General features: G+C 55.8%; 25 protein-coding genes. 19 read left to right on the forward strand and 6 right to left on the reverse strand.

What is annotated here, in order from left to right; genetic code table 11:
* Nucleotides 1-823: 823 nt before the first annotated feature.
* Complete coding sequence (locus tag LWH94_RS12505) at nucleotides 824-1,777, forward strand: DNA-binding protein (protein ID WP_114435609.1); 954 nt, start codon at nucleotides 824-826, stop codon at nucleotides 1,775-1,777.
* Between the two features lie 819 nt (nucleotides 1,778-2,596).
* Here the strand turns inward: LWH94_RS12505 and LWH94_RS19615 are convergent.
* The gene (locus LWH94_RS19615) at nucleotides 2,597-3,358 is read right to left on the reverse strand and encodes an SOS response-associated peptidase (RefSeq protein WP_220269783.1); all 762 of its coding nucleotides are present in this window, start codon (nucleotides 3,356-3,358) and stop codon (nucleotides 2,597-2,599) included.
* 220 nt (nucleotides 3,359-3,578) lie between these two features.
* Between LWH94_RS19615 and gmtY the strand changes: the two genes are divergently transcribed.
* Nucleotides 3,579-4,919, forward strand: a complete 1,341-nt coding sequence (gmtY, locus tag LWH94_RS12510) for a gamma-mobile-trio recombinase GmtY (protein WP_232902428.1) — start codon at nucleotides 3,579-3,581, stop codon at nucleotides 4,917-4,919.
* Nucleotide 4,920: 1 nt separating this feature from the next.
* On the opposite strand, the gene istB is transcribed toward gmtY, so the two are convergent.
* Together istB and istA are read right to left on the reverse strand one after the other, a co-directional pair.
* Nucleotides 4,921-5,661 carry an IS21-like element helper ATPase IstB gene (gene istB / locus LWH94_RS12515; protein ID WP_011783606.1) on the reverse strand — a complete coding sequence of 247 codons (741 nt, stop codon included), beginning with the start codon at nucleotides 5,659-5,661 and terminating at the stop codon, nucleotides 4,921-4,923.
* Nucleotides 5,648-7,153 (reverse strand): IS21 family transposase, encoded by a 1,506-nt coding sequence (istA, locus tag LWH94_RS12520; RefSeq protein WP_023011525.1) that lies wholly within the window; start codon nucleotides 7,151-7,153, stop codon nucleotides 5,648-5,650. The genes istB and istA overlap by 14 nt, the downstream gene beginning before the upstream one ends.
* Nucleotides 7,154-7,382: 229 nt before the next feature.
* On the opposite strand from istA, the gene gmtZ reads away from it, so the two are divergent.
* The 17 genes from gmtZ to LWH94_RS12605 all read left to right on the forward strand — a co-directional run bounded on the left by gmtZ (nucleotide 7,383) and on the right by LWH94_RS12605 (nucleotide 24,112).
* On the forward strand, nucleotides 7,383-11,204 hold the full coding sequence (gmtZ, locus tag LWH94_RS12525; RefSeq protein WP_011783464.1) for a gamma-mobile-trio integrase GmtZ: 3,822 nt from the start codon (nucleotides 7,383-7,385) through the stop codon (nucleotides 11,202-11,204).
* Nucleotides 11,197-11,832, forward strand: coding sequence for a gamma-mobile-trio protein GmtX (gmtX, locus tag LWH94_RS12530; protein WP_011783463.1), 636 nt, complete (start codon nucleotides 11,197-11,199; stop codon nucleotides 11,830-11,832). The genes gmtZ and gmtX overlap by 8 nt, the downstream gene beginning before the upstream one ends.
* The gene (locus LWH94_RS12535; RefSeq protein ID WP_011783462.1) at nucleotides 11,825-12,091 is read left to right on the forward strand and encodes a hypothetical protein; all 267 of its coding nucleotides are present in this window, start codon (nucleotides 11,825-11,827) and stop codon (nucleotides 12,089-12,091) included. Before gmtX ends, LWH94_RS12535 begins: the two co-directional genes overlap by 8 nt.
* A 318-nt stretch (nucleotides 12,092-12,409) precedes the next feature.
* On the forward strand, nucleotides 12,410-13,138 hold the full coding sequence (gene phnF, locus LWH94_RS12540) for a phosphonate metabolism transcriptional regulator PhnF (protein ID WP_232902429.1): 729 nt from the start codon (nucleotides 12,410-12,412) through the stop codon (nucleotides 13,136-13,138).
* Between the two features lie 52 nt (nucleotides 13,139-13,190).
* The gene (locus LWH94_RS12545) at nucleotides 13,191-14,138 is read left to right on the forward strand and encodes a phosphate/phosphite/phosphonate ABC transporter substrate-binding protein (RefSeq protein WP_232902430.1); all 948 of its coding nucleotides are present in this window, start codon (nucleotides 13,191-13,193) and stop codon (nucleotides 14,136-14,138) included.
* A 52-nt stretch (nucleotides 14,139-14,190) separates the two neighbouring features.
* Entirely contained in the window at nucleotides 14,191-15,012 is an 822-nt protein-coding gene (gene phnC / locus LWH94_RS12550) for a phosphonate ABC transporter ATP-binding protein (RefSeq protein ID WP_011783459.1), read from the forward strand.
* Nucleotides 15,012-16,037: a phosphonate ABC transporter, permease protein PhnE gene (phnE, locus tag LWH94_RS12555; RefSeq protein ID WP_011783458.1), complete on the forward strand. Its 1,026-nt coding sequence runs from the start codon at nucleotides 15,012-15,014 to the stop codon at nucleotides 16,035-16,037. The genes phnC and phnE overlap by 1 nt, the downstream gene beginning before the upstream one ends.
* A gap of 64 nt (nucleotides 16,038-16,101) precedes the next feature.
* On the forward strand, nucleotides 16,102-16,593 hold the full coding sequence (gene phnG, locus LWH94_RS12560; protein ID WP_011783457.1) for a phosphonate C-P lyase system protein PhnG: 492 nt from the start codon (nucleotides 16,102-16,104) through the stop codon (nucleotides 16,591-16,593).
* Nucleotides 16,583-17,164, forward strand: coding sequence for a phosphonate C-P lyase system protein PhnH (gene phnH / locus LWH94_RS12565; protein ID WP_049756840.1), 582 nt, complete (start codon nucleotides 16,583-16,585; stop codon nucleotides 17,162-17,164). Before phnG ends, phnH begins: the two co-directional genes overlap by 11 nt.
* The gene (locus tag LWH94_RS12570) at nucleotides 17,164-18,303 is read left to right on the forward strand and encodes a carbon-phosphorus lyase complex subunit PhnI (protein WP_011783455.1); all 1,140 of its coding nucleotides are present in this window, start codon (nucleotides 17,164-17,166) and stop codon (nucleotides 18,301-18,303) included. Before phnH ends, LWH94_RS12570 begins: the two co-directional genes overlap by 1 nt.
* A complete protein-coding gene (locus tag LWH94_RS12575) occupies nucleotides 18,293-19,192 on the forward strand; it encodes an alpha-D-ribose 1-methylphosphonate 5-phosphate C-P-lyase PhnJ (protein ID WP_011783454.1) in 900 nt (299 codons plus the stop codon). The genes LWH94_RS12570 and LWH94_RS12575 overlap by 11 nt, the downstream gene beginning before the upstream one ends.
* Entirely contained in the window at nucleotides 19,189-20,019 is an 831-nt protein-coding gene (locus tag LWH94_RS12580) for an ATP-binding cassette domain-containing protein (RefSeq protein ID WP_011783453.1), read from the forward strand. The genes LWH94_RS12575 and LWH94_RS12580 overlap by 4 nt, the downstream gene beginning before the upstream one ends.
* Before the next feature lie 11 nt (nucleotides 20,020-20,030).
* Entirely contained in the window at nucleotides 20,031-20,792 is a 762-nt protein-coding gene (gene phnL, locus LWH94_RS12585) for a phosphonate C-P lyase system protein PhnL (protein ID WP_011783452.1), read from the forward strand.
* Entirely contained in the window at nucleotides 20,789-21,937 is a 1,149-nt protein-coding gene (locus tag LWH94_RS12590) for an alpha-D-ribose 1-methylphosphonate 5-triphosphate diphosphatase (RefSeq protein WP_011783451.1), read from the forward strand. Before phnL ends, LWH94_RS12590 begins: the two co-directional genes overlap by 4 nt.
* Nucleotides 21,922-22,491 carry a phosphonate metabolism protein/1,5-bisphosphokinase (PRPP-forming) PhnN gene (gene phnN / locus LWH94_RS12595; protein ID WP_011783450.1) on the forward strand — a complete coding sequence of 190 codons (570 nt, stop codon included), beginning with the start codon at nucleotides 21,922-21,924 and terminating at the stop codon, nucleotides 22,489-22,491. The genes LWH94_RS12590 and phnN overlap by 16 nt, the downstream gene beginning before the upstream one ends.
* A complete protein-coding gene (phnP, locus tag LWH94_RS12600) occupies nucleotides 22,482-23,267 on the forward strand; it encodes a phosphonate metabolism protein PhnP (protein WP_232902431.1) in 786 nt (261 codons plus the stop codon). The genes phnN and phnP overlap by 10 nt, the downstream gene beginning before the upstream one ends.
* Nucleotides 23,264-24,112, forward strand: a complete 849-nt coding sequence (locus LWH94_RS12605) for an EamA family transporter (protein WP_232902432.1) — start codon at nucleotides 23,264-23,266, stop codon at nucleotides 24,110-24,112. The genes phnP and LWH94_RS12605 overlap by 4 nt, the downstream gene beginning before the upstream one ends.
* A 432-nt stretch (nucleotides 24,113-24,544) precedes the next feature.
* Here the strand turns inward: LWH94_RS12605 and LWH94_RS12610 are convergent, their stop codons facing one another.
* The 3 genes from LWH94_RS12610 to LWH94_RS12620 form a co-directional block, all read right to left on the reverse strand.
* On the reverse strand, nucleotides 24,545-25,144 hold the full coding sequence (locus LWH94_RS12610) for an HNH endonuclease family protein (protein ID WP_332875493.1): 600 nt from the start codon (nucleotides 25,142-25,144) through the stop codon (nucleotides 24,545-24,547).
* A 240-nt stretch (nucleotides 25,145-25,384) separates the two neighbouring features.
* Nucleotides 25,385-25,816: a hypothetical protein gene (locus LWH94_RS12615; RefSeq protein WP_232902433.1), complete on the reverse strand. Its 432-nt coding sequence runs from the start codon at nucleotides 25,814-25,816 to the stop codon at nucleotides 25,385-25,387.
* Nucleotides 25,816-25,977, reverse strand: a complete 162-nt coding sequence (locus LWH94_RS12620; RefSeq protein ID WP_232902434.1) for a hypothetical protein — start codon at nucleotides 25,975-25,977, stop codon at nucleotides 25,816-25,818. Before LWH94_RS12620 ends, LWH94_RS12615 begins: the two co-directional genes overlap by 1 nt.
* Nucleotides 25,978-26,015: the final 38 nt, after the last annotated feature.

Raw genomic sequence — 26,015 nt, forward strand, 5'->3', positions numbered from 1 at the left:
CGTGACCAGCGATTCCGGAAAAACGTCCAAAATCGGTCACGATAAAACGGAATGAGCGGTCACGATCACCCGGAACAGGCGGTCACGTTCAAACGGAATGGGCGGTCACGATGGGCCGGAATATGCAATCCATATCACCACTCCCTTCCCACTAAGTTATAACGGCTAATTCAACAACAAATGACAACTATTCCCCGAGCGCTTATTCGCACCAAACAGAGTGTCACCCATATTTTTTATCGTTCTATTTCAGATAGCTTAGAGTACGATCCACCGTTAGCAAATGGCACATAAACGCAAAATGTCCAATTTGGGCGGAGCATCTGATTGCTTATCCCGCATCTTATGAAACCCACTATTTCTTAACTTTCATAGGCTTGCAAGCCCAGGTGGTGAAAATAGACGAATTTTTGCGACATTTGTCGTTGATCCGCCCAGAACAGGCAAACTCACCCGAAGCCATCTGAGACCCCTCCGGCGCAATGTCCGCTTTTGTTTAAAAAGGGGCCTAGACGGTGAAGGCTAAAGTTATGGGGTAGGCGCCGAATCGAAGTCCTAATCACCGCACCGGATCCATCCTTCGCACTACTGCCCGGAGCTCCAAGCAGTAGCAGCTCGAGACTGCAGCCTCTCACATTCATGGAATAAACCAACCTCATCTCGACTGACACCCCAACCTGTCTGGACATCCTGTACAAGCGTGTACACCCCCCAAATTGGCCATTTTCCGGCCGTATACTTTTAGATGATCGCCTGACAGGCCAGGCATACCGATTTGTATCAGCGTTGATGCATCGATCAATCACGTTATGGGGAATTTTAAATGTCAAAAGGTCTAACGGAGTTAGAAGTGTTCACCGCCGCTGACACTATTGCAGCATCCGGAGAAGTTCCCAGCATGCGAGCAGTCAGGGCGAAGCTAGGAACAGGGAGCTTCGCAACGATTCAAAAGCATCTTCAAACATGGAGAAAAAATCGCCGACAGACTGTAGTAACCGACTACCAACTCCCTCCGACCCTTATTCATTCCTTCGCGGAAGAAATCGATCGTCAGGTAGACGAAGCTACTTCAAGCATCAGAGCTGAGTTGACTGTTACACGCTCAGATATGGATGATCATGTCGAACAGGGCCTTGAGTTTGAGGGTCAGATATTAGAACTGACATCTAGCATCGAGGCTCTCGAACGGGAGCGCGATGAATATAAAACGATGGCCACGGCTCGACTCGATGAGATCAAACGACTCGAAGTCCAACTGAGCCACACACATGCGGCCTCGGAAGAAACCAGGACCCAACTAGCAACTGCACAGCTGAAATGCGAAAGCCTCAGCGAAAGACTCGCCGCCTTCCAAAAGGAGGCCGAAGCTCATGCTTCAGAAACTAAAACCAAACTACACGAACTCCAACAAACAATGGAGAGCTCGAAAGCCTCCCAGCAAAATGCAGAACGAGAGGCTGCAATCGCTGAGGAAAAATACAGAGCACAATACGAAAAAGCTCTCGATCTGAAATCGCAGCTTGATGATTTACGAGCTCAACTACTAGAGTCGAGAAACGAGATTCAAAATCTTCGCAGCGAACTTAAAGAAACCTATCAAAACCACGCGCAAGATTCCGATAAGTTGAGAGAGCAGATCGCACTTGAACGAGAACGCAATGCGGAACTGGAACGGGATGCGCTCGTTGCTCAAATCTCACCGGCAGCGCCGCGCGCGCCAAAACTAATACCTAATTTAGCGGAAGAAGTATCCGCAGACGCCAATACTCGACAGTAATCAACGACCACAACCATTGCGCTTTGGTTCCAGCACAGAATTGAGACGAAGCCAATGGCTGAGTCGATAACTGAGCGACTAGGCTCCGCCTAGTCGTGAAGGGAGGCCTACGGCCGGAAGCAAGGGCCGCAGGCCCGCCACGCGATACCACTCCAGACCCCGCGACAATCATTTCCATTTCACTCAGCCACCTACCTGAAGCCGTTCTCCGATCTAAAAGAAGCAGTTAAAGACTGTCGCACCGATCACTCGGTTCAATCGATGAATATAAAAGTTATCCACAGGTGTGGTCCACCCTGGTCCACCCTGGTCCTCACTGGTCCTCACTGGTCCTAGCTGGTCCTAGCTGGTCCTAGCTGGTCCTAGCTGGTCCTAGCTGGTCCTAGCTGGTCCTAGCTGGTCCTAGCTGGTCCTAGCTGGGCCCCATTGCCTCGACTGGCCCAAGCTCTGCCAGTGCAGAGTTATGGCTCCCCGATCCTATGACAAACTAAAAGCCATGCTTCAGAAAAATCACCAACAATCATGCTGAACAACGCCCTGGGCTTCCCAATGCGAAATGCTTACGATTAAATTTGGTTTCAAAGGTTAAGTGGATTAGGATTGTTCTGCGCAATCTGTGTGGCTCATGGCGGCCTTACCAACCGCTCTGGCAAAGCGGCTATCTCGCCAGCGAGATAGCCGCCTCCACCACATCGGTCCCACCAGAGCATCCGCCCATCAAACTATTCCATCACCTGCCACACGTTTGTTTTAAAAAGATTACTGGCTCGGTCTCCGCAGACCACATTTGCCCCAATTTTGTTGAGTGAAGCTCTGCTATCAGAGTGGGTCGATCAGAGAACTCCCATTGTTATCAGGACTAGACCGGTTAACGTCTGTTGAGACCAGCCAGTAAGCCAGGCTATCCCCTGAGGTCCTCCTTATTTTCCCCCTCAGTTCATCAGCCGTTTGGGCGGGGTCGAGCCACTGACTCAAGGAGCCTGGATGGACAAGCGTTGGCTGTCGGTCGTGTATGTGATGAATCTTCTTAGTTGCTGGCTCAGTGATGATTGCCACCCGAAGGGAAGTACCCTCCCCTGTTGGCGTATAGAGGCCAGCAAAGAATAGCGCTTCACCTCTTTCAAGATCTGGGCACGTGATGTAATAGGGTTGTTTCTGGCCATTCTCCAATCGCTTCCATTCATACCAGCCATTGGCCGGAATAACGCAGCGTTGGTGGTTGAAAGCTTCTTGGAAGTAGCGGGACGTTTTGATTGACTCGATGCGAGCATTGATAGGCGCTGGCGCCTTCTTATCGGCCCAGGAAGGTCGAAATCCCCACCAGGCATAGTCAAAACGAGGCTCCCCAGATGGAGTCTGTCGAATGCTCGCAATCTGGGTACCTGGAGCAATGTTGTAACGGGCCACCATATTCCCGGTAGCCATTTGGTAATCCCAATATCGCCTGGCAATGAGATTTAGGGGTGTATGGAACACAAAACGTCCGCACATATTGAGTCTTTGCCCGCTTGAAATCCTACCGGCAGCCTTGTAGAAACCTTGTCGCCCACGCCTTTTCATCGGGTGTAGGAGATAGCTCATATTTTTTCACGACCCGCACAAATCTTGCCACATATCCACACCGGCCTGACGGCGGCAACCATTCATCTGGCCCGCGATCTTGTTTGCTGCTTAGTGGAATAGAAAAAATATCCTAAAAAGCATCAAAAACCTATGCCAGAAATCGAAATCTGGTTTTTCTTGAGCATACATGCATATATAGTGGAATTACGAACATACTATTTTACCAATTGGAAATTGCGTGCTGAACAGCGTCTGTATAGAGGCAAATATCAAAGTAGACAACACGGGGACGAAGATAAGTCTTCCGGTGATCGTCACCCAAGATGGTTTGCTGAAAAGTTATTTGGATTATTTGATCGTTCATCGATACAAATCTCGGAGCTGGAAAGACAGGAGCGCGTTTGCGGTTCGACTCCTCATCGATTACACGAATCAGAATAAAGACTGCTTTGAAACTCCTCACCAACTGTTTCAGGAGTTTTCAAACAGCCTCTACACCGGAACGATTGGCGAGGACGGTAGCGATCCGAGTTGGCTGCGGTGGAAACCACGCGAGGATAAGGACGCGAACTTTCTAATCAGCCTGATAACACAATACACAGACTGGCTCTCTGAGCAGTATGAAGAGAAAAAGCTTCAGATAAACCCAACGGTGAAACCGACTCGTTACGAGGAGTGGATGGGCCTCGCAGCCTTCTACCAAAAGAAACGGCGGGCTTTTCTTTCCCACCTTTGGGCTAACAAACCAGCCCCTGCTTATTTCCGGAAGGTTATGCCCAGGACGGTGTCGCGTTCTAACGGCAATGAGGGTAAGAAAAGCTTTCCTCCTGGACGAATTGACGACCTCTTGTGGAATGGCCTTACGCGATATGGCTTTGAAACGAGCGACGTAGTTTATGAGCGCCTGGACCTGAAGAATGTGCTCATTACCATGCTGATGCATTACGGCGGACTCAGGCTCAGCGAGTGCTTTCACCTTTGGGTAGAAGATGTCGTGCCGTGGGAGGACGGAACCGCACTGGTCAAAATTTTTCATCCCGATAAAGGGCGGCCCCGTCCAAACGGCCCCAGCAGGCGCGAAGAGTTGCTCAACAAGTATGGGATGCAACCGCGATTTGAATATTCGAAATCCCATACGCTGCATGCAGGTTGGAAAGCGCCCAAAGAGGACAATGAAAGTCGCCACTTTCTTCAGGTTTGGTGGTTTCCAAGAAGTGCTGGTGAAACCTTTAACGACCTTTGGCGGCTTTACCTGACCTACCAGCGATACCCCGATGGCGGTAAACATCCGTTTGCATTCACGACGCAATCAGGCGCTCCGCACTCAATCAAAGGCTATAACCAATCGCTTAAAAGAGCCGTTGAGAGAATTGGTTTACCGTTTTCAAAAGAAGCGGGAACGACAGCACACGCCCACCGACACTCGTATGGGCAAGCTCTGGCTGATGCAAACGCTGATTCTCTGATCATTAAAAACGCCCTACACCATAAATCGATAGAAAGTCAGCAGGTCTACACCTGTCAATGGCCATTTATTTTGACCCACCTTTGGCCAATAAAATTGACCCACCTTTCATAGTCTAGCTTGTTGTCTTCTGCTTTAGCCGATAGCTTTCTCCTCCCAACATAAAGATGTGTGAATGGTGGATAACCCGGTCAATGATCGGCACCGCCACGTTGTCGTCGTGGAAGAACTCGCCCCAGCTGGTGAAGTCCTTATTGGTGGTCAGGATGATTGAACGGTATTCGTATAGGCTGTTGATCAACTGGAACAGGTTGTATCGGGCCTGCCGGGTCATCGGTAGATAGCCCAGTTCATCAATGATCAGCAGGTCGTACTTGGCCAGTTGGCTGACCCGCTTTTTCAACTCACCCTTCATCTCGGCCAGCTCTAGTTCTTCCACCAGATCGAGAGCGTTGCGGAACAGTACCCGGTAGCCGGCCTCCACAGCTTTGTGGCCAATGCCGATGGCCAGGTGGGTCTTGCCTACACCGGGCGGGCCGATGAACACCAGGTTGTTTCGCTCGTCGATGAACTGGAAGTCCAGCAAGGCATTGACCTGGCGTTTGGTAATGGTGGTCTGGTGCCGGTAGTCGAAGCCCTCCAGGCGCTTCTCCGCTGGGAACGCAGCCATTTTCCGGTTCCGGCGGATGCGTTTGTCCTGGCGCTGGGTCAGTTCGTGCTCGGCAAGCCGGTCCGCGAAGCTGAGATAGGACATCTCGTTGGCTTCAGCCTCGGCCAGCAGGTTGGTCAGTTCGTCGGCGGCCGCGCTCAGGCGCAGGCTGCGGTAACGGGCCTCGGTCTGTTCAAGCTGGCTCATGGGTCACCCCCTGGCCACTGGAGCGGCCAATATGGCGGTAAGCGCTCAGATCCAGTGTTTCTTTTGGTTCCGATAGCGGTTCCGGCTGTCGCTCCCGGAGAACGGCGGCCTGGGCTGCTTCCAGATAACTTTGCAGCCGTGTCGCGGTCATGCCGGGACGCTCTGCCAGCGTCGTAATTAATGCCGGATCCACGGGCGCATGGCGCTTGAGCAGGTCACGGGCAGCCACCAGCTGGTCCTTGTAGATCTTGGGCTCGGAACGCTTGAGCTGTTGGCACAACCGTGGCCCGATGTCACTGCCGATCAGGTCGTTGATCTTACCCTCAAGGGCGGCCACCCGCTGGGCATGATCCCGGTAGTGGTGGGTGTTCTTGATCACCTTGCCTTTATCGGCACACAGAGCATGGCTGGCAATGACTTCCCCTGTGTTCAGGTCGCTGATGTGGAGTTGGCCGCCGGACTCCAGAACGCCCACCCGGGCCTGTTGCCAGGCCATGGGCACAGAGTACTTGTTGGCCTTCCAGGCGATCAGGCCGGTCTTGTCGGCTCGACGTGTCTCGTGGGCCACAGATTGCACGCAAGCTGGTGACAGGTAAGCCTCCAGGTGTTCTCGCTCATCCCGTTCGAAGCGTTCCCGGGGTGGCTCTCCGGTGGTGCCGTGGATGCGGACATTGGCTACGCTCTCAAGCCAGTCCTGCACGTGCTGGCGCACGTGCTCCTGGTCCCGGAAGACCTCACCGTAAAGGCAATCCTGCTTGACGTACTTCACGCCAGCTTCCACCTTGCCCTTGCTCTCCGGGTCATAACCTTCGCAGGCATGGATCCGGAACCCGGCCGTGGTGGCATACTCGTGGAACCGTTGGTTGAGGGTCAGCTCCCGGTACTGTTCGTTGATGACCACCAGCTTGGTCTGATCGTAGACGCATTCCTCCGGCAGGCCACCGAAGTAACGCAGGGCTTCGTTATGGAGTTGGATAAAGGTCTGGGTATCCAGTGGGCGGAAGGCCAGACCCACGTACATCAACCGCGAGTAGGACAGCACGAACACCACGAAGTGCAGCGTGCGCTCTTCGCCACCAATCAGCACGCCGCGCAACTCACCCGGGTCCACCTGACACTGAACACCCGGCACATCGTCCAGAATGGGTTCGTAATAGCGCATCTGGGCTGAGGCCACTTCCCCCTTGAGCGTTCGCACATAGCGGCGAATGGAACGATCCGAAGCTGGCAACTCACCAACCTTCGCTTGCAGCTTGCGGGCAATTTTGACGGCGCTGAGCTTGGGGAATTCTTTGAGAAGATGGATCAGATAATCCCGGTGATCATCGAGGCGCTTGGTGCGTGAGGGATCTTCTATCTGTTCCGAAATCGCGTTCTCATCCATCCGCAGATACTTGCGAACGGTATTGCGGGACAACCCCAGTTCCTGACTGATGGCGCGGATCGACAACCCTTTGCCGTTATCGTGCAGTGCCTTGATCTTGTGTATCACAACCCACTCCTTCACTGACATGCCCCCGGCCATCGATAAAAGCTGGGGACAGTAGCTGGTTCTGTGGCCTGACGGCCACTCGGAGGTGGGTCAAAATTAATGGCCAGTAGTGGGTCATTTTAATTGGCCATTAACAACACCGAACTCACTGATAAGCAGATGCGTGCGCATTTGAGCAGATTGTCGCCCGAGCACGGCTTAATTTCTCCAATCAAGAAAGGACTCACTCATGGCAACTAAGTACGCCACGCTCGCCGAAGCCTCAGAAGCCGCTCAGCGCTTGGAATTCAAAACGCAGCCGGAATACAAGAAGGGCTACAAACAAGATCCGAAGCTGCCAGCAAATCCCAACCAACTCTATGCCGGAGATTGGGATGATTGGTATAGCTTCCTTGGCACTGAACACCCCGGTGAGAAGTACGCCACTGTCGCCGAGGCGTCCGAGGCCGCTCAACGCTTGGGATTCGAAATAAGAGATGAATACAACAAGGGCTACAAAAAAGACCTGAAGCTGCCAGCAGCTCCCGACAAACACTATGCCGAAGATTGGGCTGATTGGCCCAACTTCCTTCGCAATGAGCGCCCTAGAGAAAAATACGTGACGCTCGCCGAGGCGTCCGAAGTCGCTCAGCGATTGGGCTTCAAAACACGCACCGAATACCATGAGGGCTACCAAAAAGACCCGAAGTTGCCATCGAATCCCCAACGAAGTTATGCCGGAGAGTGGGATGATTGGTATAGCTTTCTTGGCGTTGAGCGCCCCGAGAGGTACGCGGCGCTTGCCGAGGCGTCCGAAGCCGCTCAGCGCCTGGGGTTCAAAACGCAGCAGGAATACTATGAGGACTACCAAAAAGACCCGAAGCTGCCATCACAACCCTCTGTTTTCTATGCCGAAGATTGGGATGATTGGTATAGCTTCCTTGGCACTGAACGCCCCAGTGAGAAGCACGCCACTGTCGCCGAGGCGTCCGAAGCCGCTCAACGCTTGGGGTTAAAAACACAGGCGGAATACTATGAGGACTACCAAAAAGACCCGAAGCTGCCAGGTTCTCCCAACGACTTTTATGCCGAAGATTGGAGTAGTTGGTACAACTTCCTTGGCACTGGACGCCCCGATGGGAAGTACGCAACGCTCGCCGAGGCGTCCGAAGCCGCTCAGCGCTTGGGATTCAAAACGTCCACAGAATACTTTAAGGGCTACAAACAAGACCCGAAGCTGCCACGCCATCCCGACGGAATGTATCGCAGAAATTGGGCTGATTGGTACAGTTTTCTTGGCAATGAGCGTCCCAAAGAAAAGTACGCGACGCTCGCCGAGGCGTCCGAAGCAGCCCAGCGCTTGGGATTCAAAACACAGAAGGAATTCTACGAGGGCTACAAACAAGACCCGAAGCTGACAGTAAGTCCCTTCGACTTCTATGCCGAAGATTGGGATGATTGGTACAGCTACCTTGGCATTGAGCGCCCCGTTAAGAGGTACGCGACGCTCGCCGAGGCGTCCGAAGCCGCTCAATGCTTGGGGTTAAAAACAGGTGCGGAATACTTCAGGGGCTACGAAAAAGACCCGAAGTTGCCATCGCAGCCGAATAAAACTTATTCCGAACATTGGATATCTTGGCCTCACTTCCTGGGCAACGAAAACGCCATTAATCGAGAACTGACCAGCAAATACCCCGAGTTTTGGAAAGCCATTCAGTGTTATGTAGAGGCTGGTACAGGCCAATCCAACAAATACTCACATTTGAGAGCACTCCTTAGATTTTACGTGGACAAGCTGGGCTTGGTTGACGACCCGGGAGCCATGCTGTCAAGGGATATCCCGTTTGATGAGCGAGCGTACGAAAACTTCATAAATGTCACCGCAGATACTGTAAAAAAACCACGGCATAACGCCTGTTCCGCTTTTTTCGAGTGGATTTTGGAGACTTATTGCTCTGACGAGGACGAGAACGGTGAGTTGATAGTTCTGCCCGGCTACCGCAATCCTCTTAGAACCGTTCTCAAGGGTTTGTTAGATCAGTTACCCAGTTACAAGCGCAGTGAATCAGACAAGCCTCCATTGCCCATGGATGCCATTGTACGAGCCAAGCAGCATCTGATTCCGCTAGAGGCGACGTCGTTTCGCGATCTCTATCAATTGCATCCCTTCCTCGAAGACTGCTGGTTCGGGGTTGATCCACAGTTAATTGATGACAATGACCCAAACTGCATTTATCGAGTGGTCAAAAAAGAGCGGAAGCGAGGTCGCAAGCGCTATTTTGAAGAGATGCACGAGTTATGGTCGCCCGTAAAAATTGTCGCAAACTACACATTGCTATCCATTCCGTTGCGAGGACAGCAAATCTGTTGGCTCGACAGCGGAGAGGGAGATGAATTCGTTCCGTTATGGCGTGATGGGAAGGTTCACTGGATCGAAAATCCAAGTCCGCTTGCGACCCGAAAGCGGAATAAGGGCTTTATTCAGAAAGGGAACAATGACGGTGAGTTGAGCGCCTACATCACGACGAACAAAACCGGAAAGAAATTGGGCGGCTACGATATTCCGTTCATGCCGGAAGATCTGGCGTATTGGATTATCCAGCTTCGGGAGTGGCAATCCAAATACAACCCAATCGAAGAACTGACACTGTGGACGCAAATCAACCCGCAGCAAAGGATACACAAAGACATCCTCAAAAGGCGCGGTAAACAATCGTTCCTGTTCCGCGACCCGGCCTCACACGCCTGTGATGAGAAGGCGTCGCCCATGCGTACGACAACCGCGTTTACACGAACCCTGCCTGCTCTGTTGTTCCATAGTCAGAGGCCAGGCGCGGACCTCGCTGAGAAAATCGAAAAAAAGAGCAGCGTGGATTACAAGAGCCAATTTACACCTCATGCTCTCCGCGTCAGCCTTATCACTGCCTACATTGTCGACGGCAGAGCGCCCATAGCCGTGATTTCAAAGCTGGTTGGTCATTCCTCTCTGGTGATGACGATTTACTACACAAAGGTAGGAGCCAGCAAAATGCGGCTGGAGATGGCGGCGGCTGAAAAACGGGCACTTGAGCAGAGTCATTATCGTTACGAAGACCTCATCCTCCAGAAGAAAATCGAAGAGGCGCGTCCGGAATTAATCGCCACAGACCGAAGCATCATGGATCAGTGTCTGACACCTAATTGGCCCTCTGGAGCCTTCCAACTTATGAGTTTCGGAATCTGCCCCATGAGCGGCAACAAGTGTGACGAAGGTGGCATGGCACTGGTTGAGCGGAAGGTTGAAGCACAGTACGCGCCCGTGCCCAATGGCTACCTTGGGACTCGAAATTGTCCCCAGTGCCGCTTCTTCATTACCGGCCCGGCGTTTCTGGGCGGTTTGTCGGCCATTGCCAACGAAATCATTCTGGAAATCAATGTCACCCGCAATGAATACCACGAACTCGAAGAAAAAAGGCAGACGCTCGATGACGAGCGGTACGATGCCGAGTCTTCGGGACAGTTTTTTGGTAAAGAGCGAACGCTGAAAAAGATCACCTCGGCGTATGAGGAAAAAGCCAAAAAGCTCGACATGCTTCTCACGGATCTCCAGCACTTATACCGCCTGATTTCTCAATCTACCGAACTGCTGAAGACCTCCGAGACAGGCCAGCACCAGCTGATCGTCAGCGGCAATTACGTGGAAATGGAGATGCATTTGGAGGAGCAAAGCAGCGAATTTCGGTTGCTCGCTGAGGTCTGTGCCAACGCTGAGATTTACGAGAGCGCCAGTGCCTCCAGAGCACGCCCCCTGCTCAGTCAGATGCTCGACAAATTGGCGGACACCAATGGGATTGCACCCGCGATATTTCGGTTGACCGAGGATCAGCAGCTCAAAGCTGCCAATCAGGTCGTCCGGCTGATTATGCAAGTGACACAGAATAACTGGCACGTCGCTGACCAGTTGATCAATGGGCAAATCACCTTGGAAGATCTCGCCGAACCACTACAGCTAGGTGATGTGCGCCAAGAGATCGAGTCAGCCATGAACGGGTCTTTGAAATTCCCGCTAGAAATCGAGAGCTGCAATGAGTGAACCGAACGAAGTCTACGAGGCCATACTGGGCCAACTGAAAAATTCTCGTTCCAGGAAGTCCCTGGAGGCCCTTCACGCCGTTTGCAAGGAACATCATGAGTCAGGCTCGGTTGATTTCAGAATCTCAACGATTGCGAAGCTTGGGGCCAGTCGTGGCGCTCCTAGCGAGCAGACCATCCGAAACAAAACCGGAGAACATTATAGAGCGGTCATTGAGGCTTGGCAGGCGCTTGGAGACCAGAAAAAGAAAGCGATCAAAGCACAGACCACGCCCTCGGGCGAGTACGATTGGGTTGATGAGGTAAGCAATAAAACTCACCGCTTCCTCATACTCGACCTGATTTCGAAGGTCCGTAAATTGAGGGCCGAAAATAAAAGGTTTGCATCGATCAAGAAATTGGAAATTGACTACCGAGCGGGTGCTGAAGACAAATCTGAATCGAGGTTACCGAGCCTGTTGAGTCACGAGATTGATGCATTGAGAGACGCCATCTCTGAGGAGTCCCTTAAATTAAAGGGCTGGACTAAAACAGAACGCGGCAGCATCAAGGACCAAAACGGCAAGGTTGTCCTCAGAAACGGTTTTGTGGATGCCCTTGAAAAAGCGTTGAGTATCGGGAATGACTAACGGACAAGAAAAAGCTCGCGAAAACCTTGTTGCCTTTCAGCGTTGGGCCGCTACGAAAACCGATGACGATTTAAAGCAAATCGTCTTTCGGGGCCAGCTAAACCGTGGCGAAGTCGCCAACGCTATCGGTATCGGAGAGAGCGCCGTGCGCCAGAATCCGGCGATAAAATCGCTGGTCCTTAAATACCTCGGGCGAATCGCCGCTTGCGGCGAGAGGGCAGAGCCCTCAATTGAAATCGAGGCTACGTCCGTTTTTTGATAAGAAGCGGACCTTTTTTGTCGCCGAGATTCCGGGAGATTAAGCACGCTGAGGTCGCAAAGCGGACATTCAGATCCGAGTCGCAAAGCCCCTGTTTGAGGCTCGGGTGTGTCGTTCGTAAGGGGGTAAGTCCAATCTTGTTCCCAATGTCCGAAAAATTCGCCCGGTAGGCATTCCCCAAATCCGGCAAGCCACATTGATGGAATTTAAGTTTCAGTAAAGCTCATTCGGTCCCGGCAGTCTCGTCACTAAACCATCACAACTTTGTCACATTAGTCCTTTAGGCTCTCTTACAAATCAACTTGTATAGACATGCCCATGAGCCTCTACACCCTGCAACGCGAAACCGGCCACGCACTGTACCGCCAGATTGCCCGGCACCTGGAACGTGATGTTCTGAACCAGTACGCCCCCGGCGACATGCTGCCCTCGGAAAACGAGATGGCGGATCGTTTTGGCGTTAATCGTCACACACTCCGGCGCGCCATTGATCTTCTGGTTGCCGATGGTCTTCTGGAGCGCCAGCACGGTCGCGGTGTATTCGTGATCAATAACCAGATCGATTACCCCCTCAGTTCCGACACCCGATTTACCGAAAACCTGACGGCCATGGGTGCGTCCACTGGTGGGCGTGTTGTTCGCAAACAGGTCCTGCCTGCGATCGAGCGGGTGGCCGAGCGCCTGGCCATTGAGGTGGGCGAACCGGTGATCTGGATTGAAAGCGTGCGAACCGTGGATGGCTCGCCCTTCTGCGTTATTTCGCACTTCCTGCCGGAAGCCCGGTTCGGGAAAGTCCGGGATGAATACGAAGGTGGCTCGCTGCACGGCTTCCTGGCGGAGCACTACGGCTACTCACTCAAGCGTGTCCAGAGTCTGGTAACAGCGATGCTCCCGCAGGGCGACGACGCAGGCCTTCTGGCCATGCCCAGAACCCAGCCCGTGCTGCGGGTAAAGAGTACCAACGTGCATGAGCAGGATCTGACCCCGCTCGAGTACGTGATTACCCGGTTTCGCGCAGACCGGATCCAACTGTGCATCAACCCATGACTGTCTGCTAACGGTCGAACACCTGAATCAACACCCCACGGGAGCTTTGATAATGTATCCGAAACTGCACTCTCTTCTCAAATACGCGGTGTCCGTAATCACCGCCATTGCCATGCTCGGTTCAGCCGCCGCTATGGCCGCCGCCAACGATGGTTCAAGCGAGCGGCCTCTACGGGTTGTACTGATTCCTACCGATGGTGGCACTGAGGACGGTACCCGGAAAGACTTTGAACCCATTTTCGCTGCCATATCAGAGGCCACCGGTCTGAACTTTGAACTGAAAGTCGGCCAGAGCTACGGCGCCGTTGTTGAAGCCATGTGCAATGGCTCTGCCGAAATTGCCTGGTTTGGCCCGGTCAGTTATCTGCAGGCCCACGAACGAGGCTGCGCCAACCTCCTGGCCATGGCGGTCAGAAAAGGCGAATCCGTCTATTACTCCGGTATTTTTGCCCGCAAAGACAGCGGTGTCGACAGTATTGCCGACATCCGCGGCAAGCGCATTGCCCTGGGCGACATCCACTCTACCTCCAGCTTCAATATTCCGGTGGCCATGATGCTGCGTGCAGGCATTGACCCGGCCAGGGATACCGCCAAAGTCATCATTGCTGGCAGCCATGCCAACGTGTTGTCTGCCCTGTCTCAGGGGCTTGTGGATGTTGGCGGCGCGTCATTCGATTCCTACGAAAAAGCACTGAACGCAGGCGTCATCGACGGCAACGACATCAAGGTGGTTGCGAAAAGCGCACCCCTGCCCTACCCGCCGCTGGCCATCCACCCGGAGGTCGGTGCCAGCATAAAGACCCGCCTGCAGGATGCGTTTAATACCGTTCATACCATGTCCGGCATCAAACCCGAGCAGATTCGCGGCTATGGCGGCAAGCAGGTGGACCGTTACACCAGCGATGTCAGCGAAGAAACCATGGCGGAAGTCGGCGACATGCTGAACGCCGTTAACCGTGACGTTAAACAGTCCATTCTTGCTGCCGGCAACAAGCGCTGAACGGACGGATATCTGCCCGCCCCATCAGGCGGGCAGTCAACAGGAGAAAATCATGAGCCAGACACCAACATCCATGGTCAAGCTCAGTGCGATCGAAAAAACCTGGGCAGACGGCACCCGTGCCCTGAACAGCGTTGACCTGGAGGTGCCACAAGGGCAGTTCTGCGTCATTCTTGGCCCATCCGGCGCTGGCAAATCCACGCTGTTACGAGCAGTCAACGGGTTGATGAAACCGACAGCAGGGAAGGTGCAGGTTGATGGGCTTGAGTTGACACAAACGAGCGAGCGAGAACTGCGCAAACGGGTGGCCATGATCCACCAGCATTTCAACCTGGCAACCCGCGCCAGTGTCGCTGCCAATGTGCTTTCCGGTGCTTTGCCTGAAGTGTCCCTGGCGCGGGCACTGTGCGGGTGGTTTCATCCGGAGCAGCGCGAGAAAGCCTGCCACTATCTTGAACGGGTGGGACTCAAGCCCGAACACCTTCACCGTCGGGCCGGCGAACTCTCCGGGGGCCAGCAACAACGGGTGGGTATCGCAAGAGCCTTCATGCTGGACCCGAAAGTGGTGCTTGCCGATGAGCCCGTGGCCAGCCTGGACCCCCAGATTTCACGGGATATTCTCACCCTGCTGAAAGACGCAGCCCGGGAGCTTAATGCTACCGTCATCTGCAGCCTGCACCAGGTGGATCTGGCCCGTGAATTCGGCGACCGGATTGTCGGTATGCGCAGTGGCGAAGTTGTCTTTGACGGCGCGCCGGAAGAATTCGACGACCAGCGCCTTGGCAGGCTCTACCAGAACGCCGACTGGGGCGATGGCGAGCCGACGCAGGCCCGGGAAGACACCCCGCAACTCGAAGCGGCGGGAGGTATGTGATGAACACCCGACCCATTCCCGTGCCACCCCAGGGTACCCGTTTGCACTGGCATCTGGATCAGCCGTTCCGGCTGAAACATCTTGTAATCGCCATTCTGATTCTGGCGCTGCTTCTGGTCACCGGCCACCGGACCGAAATGGACCGCATGGTCTCCATGACCACCCAGGCCGTTGGCAACCTGGTGGGCCTGAACGACGAATCCCAGGTGGTGCGCGGCCTTAGCAAGGTGGCCGATTCCATGTGGCCGCCACAGATGGCGACATCTGAAGAAGTGGCCCGGATGAACGATTTTAACGCCGACGAACTGCCCCTGTTCGCCCGCGTGGAAAGCCAGGAAACCACCACCCAACGCCTCAATGAGGACACTCTGCAACTGGAGAGCGCAACCGAAACCACGGAAGTGCTTTACGACCCCTTGGGCTACGTGAAAACCGTGTTTGGCAAAATGATAGAGACCCTGGAAATTGCACTCTGGGGCACGCTTCTGGCCGTCAGCCTGTCCATTCCCCTGGCCTGGTTTGCCGCCAGTAATTACTCACCCAACCGTGTCACCTACACCCTGGCCCGCGGCTTTATCAGCCTTTTGCGCTCGGTGCCTGAGCTGATCGTAGCCCTGTTTCTGGTGCTGGCTTATGGCTTCGGCCCCATTGCCGGGGTGCTCGCCCTGGGTCTTCATGCCGCCGGTTTTCTGGGCAAGTTCTACGCTGAAGACATCGAGAATGCTGACAAGCAGCCTCAGGAAGCGCTGGAAGCCATTGGCGCCGGCAAGATCAAGACCGTCCTTTACGCAGTCATGCCTCAAGTACTGCCCCAGTATGTGGCCTATACCGCCTACATTCTGGACCGGAACCTGCGAATGGCCACGGTGGTGGGCCTGGTAGGCGCCGGCGGTATTGGCCAGGAGCTGAAAGGCCGCTTCGACATGTACGACTACGGCCATGTCATGACCATTCTGATTGCCATCTTCCTGTTCGTTTTTCTGCTAGACCAGCTTTCAGCACGCATACGGTCCCGGATGATCTGAGCATGGGTTATTTTTATTTCAAAACAAACATGTATAGACATCTGAACAATAAGGAGCACTGCTCATGAACACTCACGTAACCGAGGCAAGCTGGCCTCCGCCCCGCAGCCAGTGGCTTCGATACTGGTCTGCGGTTCCCGCCGAGAAGGCCGAAACTCTGGCGGCTGAAGTCGCCGGGCACTGCGACGTCAGGGATGTCACCCTGCCCCAGAGCGGCCTTGGCCTGCTGAAACTGCCGGATTCCGCCCTGAACGATCTGTATTTTCTCGGCGAAGTGCCGGTCAGCCAAGCCCATGTGGAAGTGACTGCCCCGGACGGAACCCGCGCCGAGGGCGGTGCCCGTCTTCTGGATGACCGGCGTTCACTGGCCCGGGCACTGGCGGTTCTGGATGCCACACTGGCCGCCCGGCTGCCCCACCACGAGCAGGCGCTCAGCTTACTGGAAACCGGCAGGGTCGCGCTTCAGGAAACCGAAGCCGGCCGCAACGCCATTCTGACCTCGACCCGGGTGGACTTCTCCCTGCTGGGCGATGGAAGTGAGGACGATGATGAATAATCCAAATACAGCCCTGCAGCATGACAGCGCCTGGAGCCCGCTTTTTCAGCAACGGGCCTTCCGGGCCCTGATGACCGCTTTTTCCTTTCCGGGGCGGCCCCAGCAACTTCCACCCTGCGTTGATGCCACCGGCCCCACCTGTATTGCGGCCGTGCTGTGCGACAACGAAGTAACCCTGGCAGACCCGGACCAACTGATTCAACCGGAGGATATCCGGCGGCTTGGAATCGGCGATGCGAGCGTCGAAAACGCCGGATTTATTATTGCTGACGGTAGCCGCGCCCCCACCCTGGAGCCAGCCCTGGGCAGTCTGGCCGAGCCAGAGCAGGGCGCAACCCTGATTATCCGCGTCGCCAGCGTAAACGACAGCACAGCATTCCCGCTTACGCTGCGGGGTCCCGGCATCGACGGCACACAGTCTCTTGCGGTTCGCGGCCTGCACAACGAATGGCTGATTAAAAGAGGCCACTGGAACCGGAATTTTCCCATGGGTGTTGACCTGATTCTGGTGGACAACACTCAGGTGGTGGCCTTGCCGCGCACCACCCAAATCAGCGGAGGAGCCAACTGATGGGTTACGTTGCAATCAAAGGGGGCGAAAAAGCCATCGACGGGGCCGCTGAAGCCCTGGAAGCGCTCCGAGCCGGTGGGTCGGGTTCCGAGCCTCTGTCCCTGAACGCTATTGAGCATCAACTGCGCCTGCTGACTTCACGGATCATGTCCGAAGGCGGGCTCTATCATCCCCAGCTTGCCGCCCTGGCTATCAAACAGATGCAGGGCGACACCCTGGAAGCCGGTTTTGCGTTACGGGCCTACCGGTCCACCAAACCCAGACTGCTGGAAACCCCGCCCCAGGACACCGGCAACATGCGGCTGATCCGGCGGATTTCCAGTGCCTTCAAGGACATTCCCGGTGGCCAGATGCTGGGGCCAACCCACGATTACGCCCTGCGCCTGATGCGGTTTGAACTGGCCGAGGAATCCCCGGAGCCGTTCCGGAAAATGGCATCCACGTTTCTGAAAAACGCGCCGGAGGAGGCGCTTCCCGACAGCTTCCCAAAAGTGCTGGACGCGCTGCGCTCAGAGCGCCTGCTACCGCCCAAAGCGGAGCACCGAAATCCCGCGTTCGACATCACCCGGGACCCGCTGATTTTCCCGGTCAGCCGGTCAGCGGCACTGGCCACCATGGCGCGGGCAGAAACCGGCTCCATGCTGGCCATTGCCTATTCCAACATGCGCGGCTACGGCGACATTCACCCCACCGTGGCCGAATTGCGGGTCGGTTACCTGCCGGTGATGTTGCCCCATCCAGTGACCGGCGAACTGACAGAGGCCGGTGAAGTGCTGATGACCGAATGCGAAGTCATTGCCATGTACGAGCCGGACGACACCGAATCCGCCAAAGGCGCGGCCCCCGAGTTCACCCTGGGCTACGGAGCCTGCTTCGGCCACAACGAAACCAAGGCCATCAGCATGGCGATCCTGGACCGGGCTCTGCAGAAAGGCATGCGGGACGGACCGGAAAACCCCTCCGAAGACCCGGAGTTCGTGCTGATGCACATCGACGGTGTGGACTCCATGGGCTTTGCCAACCACTACAAGATGCCCCACTACGTCACCTTCCAGTCCGACATGGACCGGTTGCGCTCTACCCGGGAAAAGCACGGAGAACGCGGCGAAACACCGCAGGAGGAAAGCCATGAATCCTAATTACCAACTGCCCGACAGCCAGGATAGCTACGGCTTTGGCTTTCTGGATGAGTTCGCCAAGCGGGAGATCCGCCGGGTGATTCTCAAGGCCATCAGCATTCCCGGCTACCAGACGCCTTATGCCTCCCGGGAAATGCCCATGGGCCGGGGCTTTGGCACCGGTGGTTTACAGCTGACCCTGTCCATGATCGGCCCGGATGACACCCTGAAAGTGATCGACCAGGGCTCGGACGATTCCGTCAACGCCGTCAATCTGCGCAAGTTTGCGGAGCTGACCTGCCCGGAGGTATCCACCACCGAGAGCACCACCGGAGCGACTCTGATCCAGACCCGCCACCGGGTGCCGGAGATTGCCCTGCGGGAAGACCAGGTTCTGAACTTACAGGTGCCCTATCCCGATCCGTTGGTGATTGTGGAACCGTCCGAAGCCAAGCGAAAAATCATGCACGGTGAAGGGGATTACGCGCGCCTGCTGACCAAGCTTTACGAAGACCTGGTGAAGTTCGATGAGATCACCATTTCCCACCGTTATCCCACGCGGATCAACGGCCATTACGTGATCGACCCCAGCCCGATCCCCCGTTATGACGTACCCAGGCTGCACCAGTCCAAAGCGCTGTTGCTGTTTGGCGCTGGCCGGGAGAAGAAAATCTATGCGGTGCCACCCTACACCAACGCCGATCCCCTGGTGTTTGATGACGTGCCATTCCGCACCGAGAGCTTTGACACCGCTGACGGCCAGCGCAGGGCCTGTGCCCGCTGCGGCAGCACCAACAGCTTCCTGGACGAGCTCAACCTGGAAGACGGCAGCAAAGCCTGGCAATGCTCCGACACCGATTACTGCAACCGACAGTCAGCCAGAACAGACGCCGGGGAGGTGACCCAATGAAGCCGATTCTTGAAGTAAAGGGCCTGACCCGCATCCACGGCACCGAATGCCCATCCTGTCTGGACATGACCGGCCCGGAGCACGACACCAACGTGTGCCCCGCCTGCGGCTCGGTCGTCGCGGCCGCCAATGTCAGCTTCAGCCTCCAGCCGGGGGAGATTCTCGGCATCATGGGGGAATCCGGAAGCGGCAAGTCCACAGTGGTGAAAACCCTGTATTTCGACCAGGCGCCCACACGGGGCAGCGCCATCTTCCGGGACGACGACCAGAACCACGAACTGTTCAACCTCAACGGCGCGGAACAGCGCTGGTTGCGCAATCACCGCTTCGGCATGGTGTACCAGAATCCCAATCTGGGTCTGAATTTCGGCATCTCCGCCGGTGGCAACATTGCCGAGCGGTTGCTGATGAACGACCTTAACCATTACGGCGACATCCGCCGCCGGGCAGGCGAACTGCTTACCCGCACTGATGTCATGGTCAGCCGTATGGACGAGTCGCCCAAGCAGTTCTCCGGTGGCATGCAACAGCGGGTTCAGATTGCCAAGGCCCTGGCAACGCGGCCACCGCTGCTGTACCTGGATGAAGTGACCACCGGACTGGACCTGTCAGTGCAGGCACGGATTCTCGACCTGATTCTGGAAATCCAGCACGAACTGGACACCGCCATGATCGTGGTCACCCACGACCTGGGCGTGATCCGCCTGCTGGCCAGCCGCACCCTGGTGATGAAATACGGCCGGGTGATCGAATCCGGGCTGACGGACCAGATACTGGAAGATCCGCAGCAGGCCTACACCCAGCAACTGGTAGCATCCACCTTGTGAGGCAAAACCCCATGACAGCCATTTCTGAAACACCCATTCTCGACGTCCCCATTCTCGACGTAAAGGGCCTGGCCAAACAGTTCAGCCTGCACGAACAGAACGAAATCGTTCCGTCCTGTTCGGGCGTCAACATGCTCGCCTTTCCCGGCCAGCTGGCAGCGCTGACCGGCCCTACCGGCGCCGGTAAATCGTCGGTACTGAAGTGCATCTACCGCACCTATCTGCCCAGTGAGGGCACCATCAGTTTTCGCAAAGTCAATGGCGAGGTGGTCGACCTGGCCCGGATCAGCGAACAGGACATGCTGCAACTGCGCCGCAGCGAACTGGGTTTTGTGACCCAGTTTCTGCACTGCGTACCCCGCCGTCCGGCGGAAGAAGTGGTGGCAGAACCACTGATCCTGCGGGGCATGGCGCTTGCCGACGCCGTAGCACAGGCCCGTGAACTGCTCCGGCGCCTGAACGTGCCGGAGCGCCTGTGGCGCTTGCCACCGGCCACCTTCTCCGGCGGCGAGAAGCAGCGGGTCAATCTGGCCCGGGGCCTCATTGCCAAACCACGCCTGCTCCTGCTGGACGAGCCCACGGCCAGCCTGGACAAAGCCACGACCGGGCAGGTGATCGACCTGCTGCGGGAATTCAAGCAGGCCGGCGTTGCCATGGTCGCCATTTTCCACGACCCGGAACTGGTCACTGCCCTGGCCGATGCCGAATACCGGCTGGCTCCACCCCAAAGCCTGACACATTCAACCCGCGCTCCGGAGGCCATGCAATCATGAAACGCCAATTACTCACCAACGCCCGGATGGTTCTGGAAGACACTGTCGAAGAGCGGGCCGACCTGTTGATCGAAAACGGCACCATTGCCGCCATCGGGCCAGCGGACACCCAGGGTGCAGAACAAGTGGACCTTCAGGGCTGCCTGCTGGCACCGGGCCTGATCGACCTGCACTGCGATGCCCTGGAAAAAGAGGCCGAGCCCCGGCCCAACGTGCATTTTCCGTTCGAGCTGGCCGCCGCCCTGGCGGACAAGCGCAACGCCGTGGCAGGCATCACCACCGTTTACCACGCCCTGTCGTTTGCCAACCACGAACTGGGCGTTCGCAACAACGCGGTGGCCGCCGACCTGGCCCGGGCCATGGCCCGACACCGGGAAATCGGGATGGTGGACAACCGGGTGCATGCCCGTTACGAAGTGACCGATGAAAGCGCCCCGGACATCCTGAACGCCTTGCTGGCAGAGGGCGCCCTGCAGATGTTGTCCTTTATGGATCACAGCCCCGGTCAGGGCCAGTTCCGGGATGTAGAGGCCTATCGGAATTACCTGGCCAAAACCTACAAGACATCCGCGGATGACGTGGATGCCATTCTGGACCAGAAACGTGCCGCTGCCCGCGGTGCCATGGCCCGCATGGAACAACTTGCCGGCCAGGCACGCCAACACAAGGTTCCGCTGGCCAGCCACGATGATGACAGCGCAGAGAAAGTGGCTGTACTGAAAGGCCTGGGTGCCCGTATCTCGGAATTCCCGGTCAACCTTGAAACAGCAGTCGCAGCCCGGGATAACGGCCTGTCCACCCTGTTTGGCGCACCCAACATCCTGCGCAATGCATCCCAGTCTGGCAATATGAAGGCACTGGATGCGGTTAAAGAAGGGGTAGCCGATTGCCTGTGCAGCGATTATTCACCGGCGGCGCTGTTACCGTCGGTGCTGCGACTTGTGGAAGACGGCCACATCTCGCTGCCTCAGGCCTTTGCCCTGGTTACTCGCAATCCGGCCAGAGCCGCAGGGCTTGAAGACCGTGGCATCATTGCCCCAGGCAAGCGGGCGGATCTGATTGCCATAGCAGGCACCGGACTGCTGGCGCAGGCACGCCAGGTATGGTCCGGTGGCCAGGAGGTACTGAGATGGCAGGCACGCTGATCTACCTTATTGGTCCCTCGGGCAGTGGCAAGGACACGCTGATCGACCTGGCCCGGCAACAGCTGGGGCAGGACTCTGGTGTCTGTTTTGCCCACCGCTACATCACCCGACCGGCCTCAGCCGGTGGTGAGAACCATGTTGCCCTGACGGAAGAGGAGTTTCTGGCGCGCCAGCGTGCCGGGCTATTCGCCATGAGCTGGGCCAGCCACGGCTGCCATTACGGCATTGGTATCGAGATCAATCAATGGCTGGCCAAGGGCCTGACCGTTGTGATGAACGGCTCAAGGGGCTATCTGAAGACCGCGTTGCAGAATTATCCGGAACTGTGCCCGGTGCTGATCGAGGTGTCCCCGGAAGTGCTCAAAGAAAGGCTGGCGCGGCGTGGGCGCGAAACACTGCAAGACATTGAGCTGCGGCTGAACCGCAACAGCCAGTTCGACCTGGATGCGGAGAAAGGCTGCCTGCGGGTAGACAACACCCACTCACCAGAGGCCGCCAGCCAGCGATTGCTGGCCATCATCAACCAGCACAGGAGGCAGGGCGCGTGCGCGTAACCTTTCTTGGCACCGGCGGCGCCGGCGGTGTGCCCCGTTTTGGCTGCACCTGCCCCGCCTGCCAGCGGGCAAAGACTAACCACAGGCACGTTCGCAGGCCCTGCTCGGCACTGATTGAAGACAGCAACCACAAAATACTGCTGGATGCCGGCCTGATGGACCTGCACGATCGCTTCGAGCCGGGTGAGCTCAGTGCCATTGTGCTGACCCACTACCATCCGGACCACGTTCAGGGATTGCTGCACCTGCGCTGGGGCAAAGGCGAGTCAATACCGGTTTATGGGCCACCAGATCCCGATGGCTTCACCGATCTGTTCAAGCACCCCGGCATTCTGGACATCTCCGATCTGAGCGCGTTTCAGGCGTTGGAACTGGGAGAGTTCAGCCTGACCCCTATGCCGCTGAACCACTCCAAACTCACCTTCGGCTACGCCATCGCCCACCGCAACGGCGCCCGGTTCGCTTATCTGACAGATACCCTTGGGCTGCCGGAGGAGTCGGCCGACTATCTCAGGCAATGGCGCCCGGGCCACATAGCGGTGGATTGCAGCCACCCACCCGCCGATGTCTCGGGCAAAGCACCGCAGAACCACAACGATGTCACCGCTGCACTGGCCATGATTGAGCAAAGCGGCGCAGAACAGGGCTGGCTGACCCATCTGGGCCACGAGACCGACTGCTGGCTGATGGCCAACGCCAGCGCTCTGCCGGGAAATGTTACGCCGGCAGCGGATGGTCTGGGCTTCGATATCTCAATCAGCCACTCCCCGGCATGATCAGCGCGACCGTCGCGCTGGCTGCATCGGTACTGATGCACGTGCTCTGGAACCTGATCGCCAGGCATCAGCCCGGCGCCGCCTGGCCGCTGTGGTGGGCATTGCTGGCGCACCTGTTACTGCTGGCCCCCTGGGGGTTCTATGCACTGTATCAGGCCAATGCCTGGTCAACCGCTTTTCTGGGGTTGATGGCCATATCCGCCAGCGCAAACGCCCTGTATTTTTTTGGTTTGTGGAAATCCTACAAACACGCGCCAGTGGCCATGGTGTACCCGCTGGTGCGAAGCTCCCCGATTCTGATTGCCCTGTGGTGGCTGATACTGACCGGCGAATCGCCCGGCCCGATGGGCTGGCTGGGCATTCTGGTCAGCGTCGCCGGGCTGATGATTCTGGCGGGCAGCCAACCCGGGCACGGCGAGAAAGCGGCGATTCCCTGGGCGCTTGTGGCGATGGTGTGTACCAGTGTCTATTCCATTTCCGATAAACTGGCGACCAGCCAATTGCCCGGGTTCGCCGCAATCATCGGGTTTGTATCGGTGGGATACAGTGTTGCCTTTCTGGTGCTGACTTTGGCATTGCGACGGCAGACGGGTCGTTGGACGCCGCCACAAAGACTGCCGGTTCCGATCATCGTGATTGGTGGGCTGTGCATCGGACTGGCCTATGCATTGGTTATCCATGCTATGCGCTTCTTACCGTCGGCGGAAGTCGTTGCCTATTCGAATACGGGAATTGTGCTCGCAACGCTAACGTCCATTTACTGGTTTGGTGAAAAATCGAACACGGGCAGGCGCCTTATAGGCTCTGCAATTATTTGCACCGGCCTTTTATTGCTTGCGCTCTAATACAGAAAATAATCTGTAACCATCCCTTATGTGTATTGCTGTGAGTACCTGATCTCGGGAGCTTGCAGATGAATTGAGAAATCAATAGCCCAACCGAGCACAGACACCTCTGCCATGGAATCGTTCAGCGTCGGCAATTTACTCTGCCATTTATACTGGATGAAATGGCTTTGGTTGGCATGGAGTCTGTGAAGAAAAGCCCCTACTCGAATGTTCGCTTTTGTTTAAAAGAGCTTGAGCTTAACTGAACGTCCAGAAAGGTCCGCTTTGAAAACCGAGTGGACGCAAAAGTGGGGTGATTTTTTTGCGTGCTACTACATGAACAGAAGTCACGCCATGGTTTCTTTCAGCTAACTTTTAGGATTTTAGATTAGTATGTTTACTAAACCTAAAAACGCTTATTCACTCACTCATACGATCATTTGGGATATTTTATATTGTTATAGTGCTGCTGTTTAGGCTACCCTCGACAGGCAAAAGATTGACCGGATCGTTGGCAAACTGTTCGCGGCGCTCATCTGACCATCTCCATGCACCTCGCTCCCAGGCTAAAGCGAGTGGAACCACGTGGTCGATCTCGATATTGGCAGCGTTCTGTATCACCTCCCCAGTAAACGGACTAATCCATCGGCCGGTGACCACCCGACACCGCTTACCATCAGCAAAACGAACCGGTGTCGTCGAAGTCGAAATCAGTGCTTCGGCACGGCTATCCTGACAATCGCGATCAGCATCATCCCAACCATGACCAAAGGCTGATCGCTGATACTGATTCCGGTTCTCTGAGAGCTCCCCAGCCAACTTTCGGGCCCCACTCAAGCTAACACCGCTGGGCAGCCGCCCTCCAGCGTCCAAACACGCCTCAAGGGTCTTAAAGGGTATGTAGTTTAAGGTTCTTTCGTACCAACTACTCTGCGGTGGATGGCATAGGCCGCTGGTTGATTGTTTAACGAGATCTGCAGCCGCTCCACTGCTAGCGAAGCAGATAACACCGAGGATCATTAAGCGAGAGAAAAGGAAAGTGTTCTTCATGGATCTATCTGGTTCGAGAGGTGAAAATGTCTGCAGTCGCGGTTTATTACCTTGGGGGAACTAGAGCGGCCTATGCTCATCTATGAGTCGCCCGACTTCGTTGCCTTCGGGGCTCTTTTTCAATATGCGTCAATGGCAGCCCGTCGCTGCTTAGCCCAGGATCTGGGCTAGCGATTTTATTCAATCACTGGTCACAATATCTCTATGTAGAGCGAACGCCTTGCTGCTGAGAGGTGATCACTATGCCGTAACCCATGGCTCAGCAGAGGTCAGCCAGGCCCGGATGGCTTCCGCACGTTTCAATTGGCCAGACCGCTCCAACTCCAAAACCCAGGTAAGAATACGCTCGAAATTCACAACGTCGTTAATGTCAGACGGTTGAACATTGGGAACCATTGCGTTGTCTTTTTCAATATGGCGGTAGAGCAGGTCAAAGATGGCGCGCTCATAACTAGCACAGAGGACTAGGTCGGTTTTGATACCGGCCAGAGCAAAGTATTCTGTCACATTCACAAGCTCGCGTTTTCCAAAGAACCAGGATGTGTCTGGATAATCCCGGCCAGATAGGGTCCATTTGGTGTCGGATAATGGAAGGCTATGCCAGAATGGTTTTGGTCTGCCCGGGTGGGGAATGCATAGGGCCGCCAGGGCCGTAATATAGACCGTTCCCACTATTTCTGCCCTTCCGACGGCTGATTACGGTTTTCGTTGATGCTTTCACATACGCCTGCCGCGGTATCGAACCACATATCCCACACAGAGTCGGTGGGGCGATCGAAGCGCTTCCCCCGGCCTTTCAAAAGCTCCTCCTCGATCGGACGTTTGCTCGCCATGGTTATATGCGCTCCGTCTTTATCTAGTAGTAGTCAAG

It is taken from the genome of Marinobacter sp. G11, assembly GCF_021282325.1.
GTDB classification, from domain to species: domain Bacteria; phylum Pseudomonadota; class Gammaproteobacteria; order Pseudomonadales; family Oleiphilaceae; genus Marinobacter; species Marinobacter vinifirmus.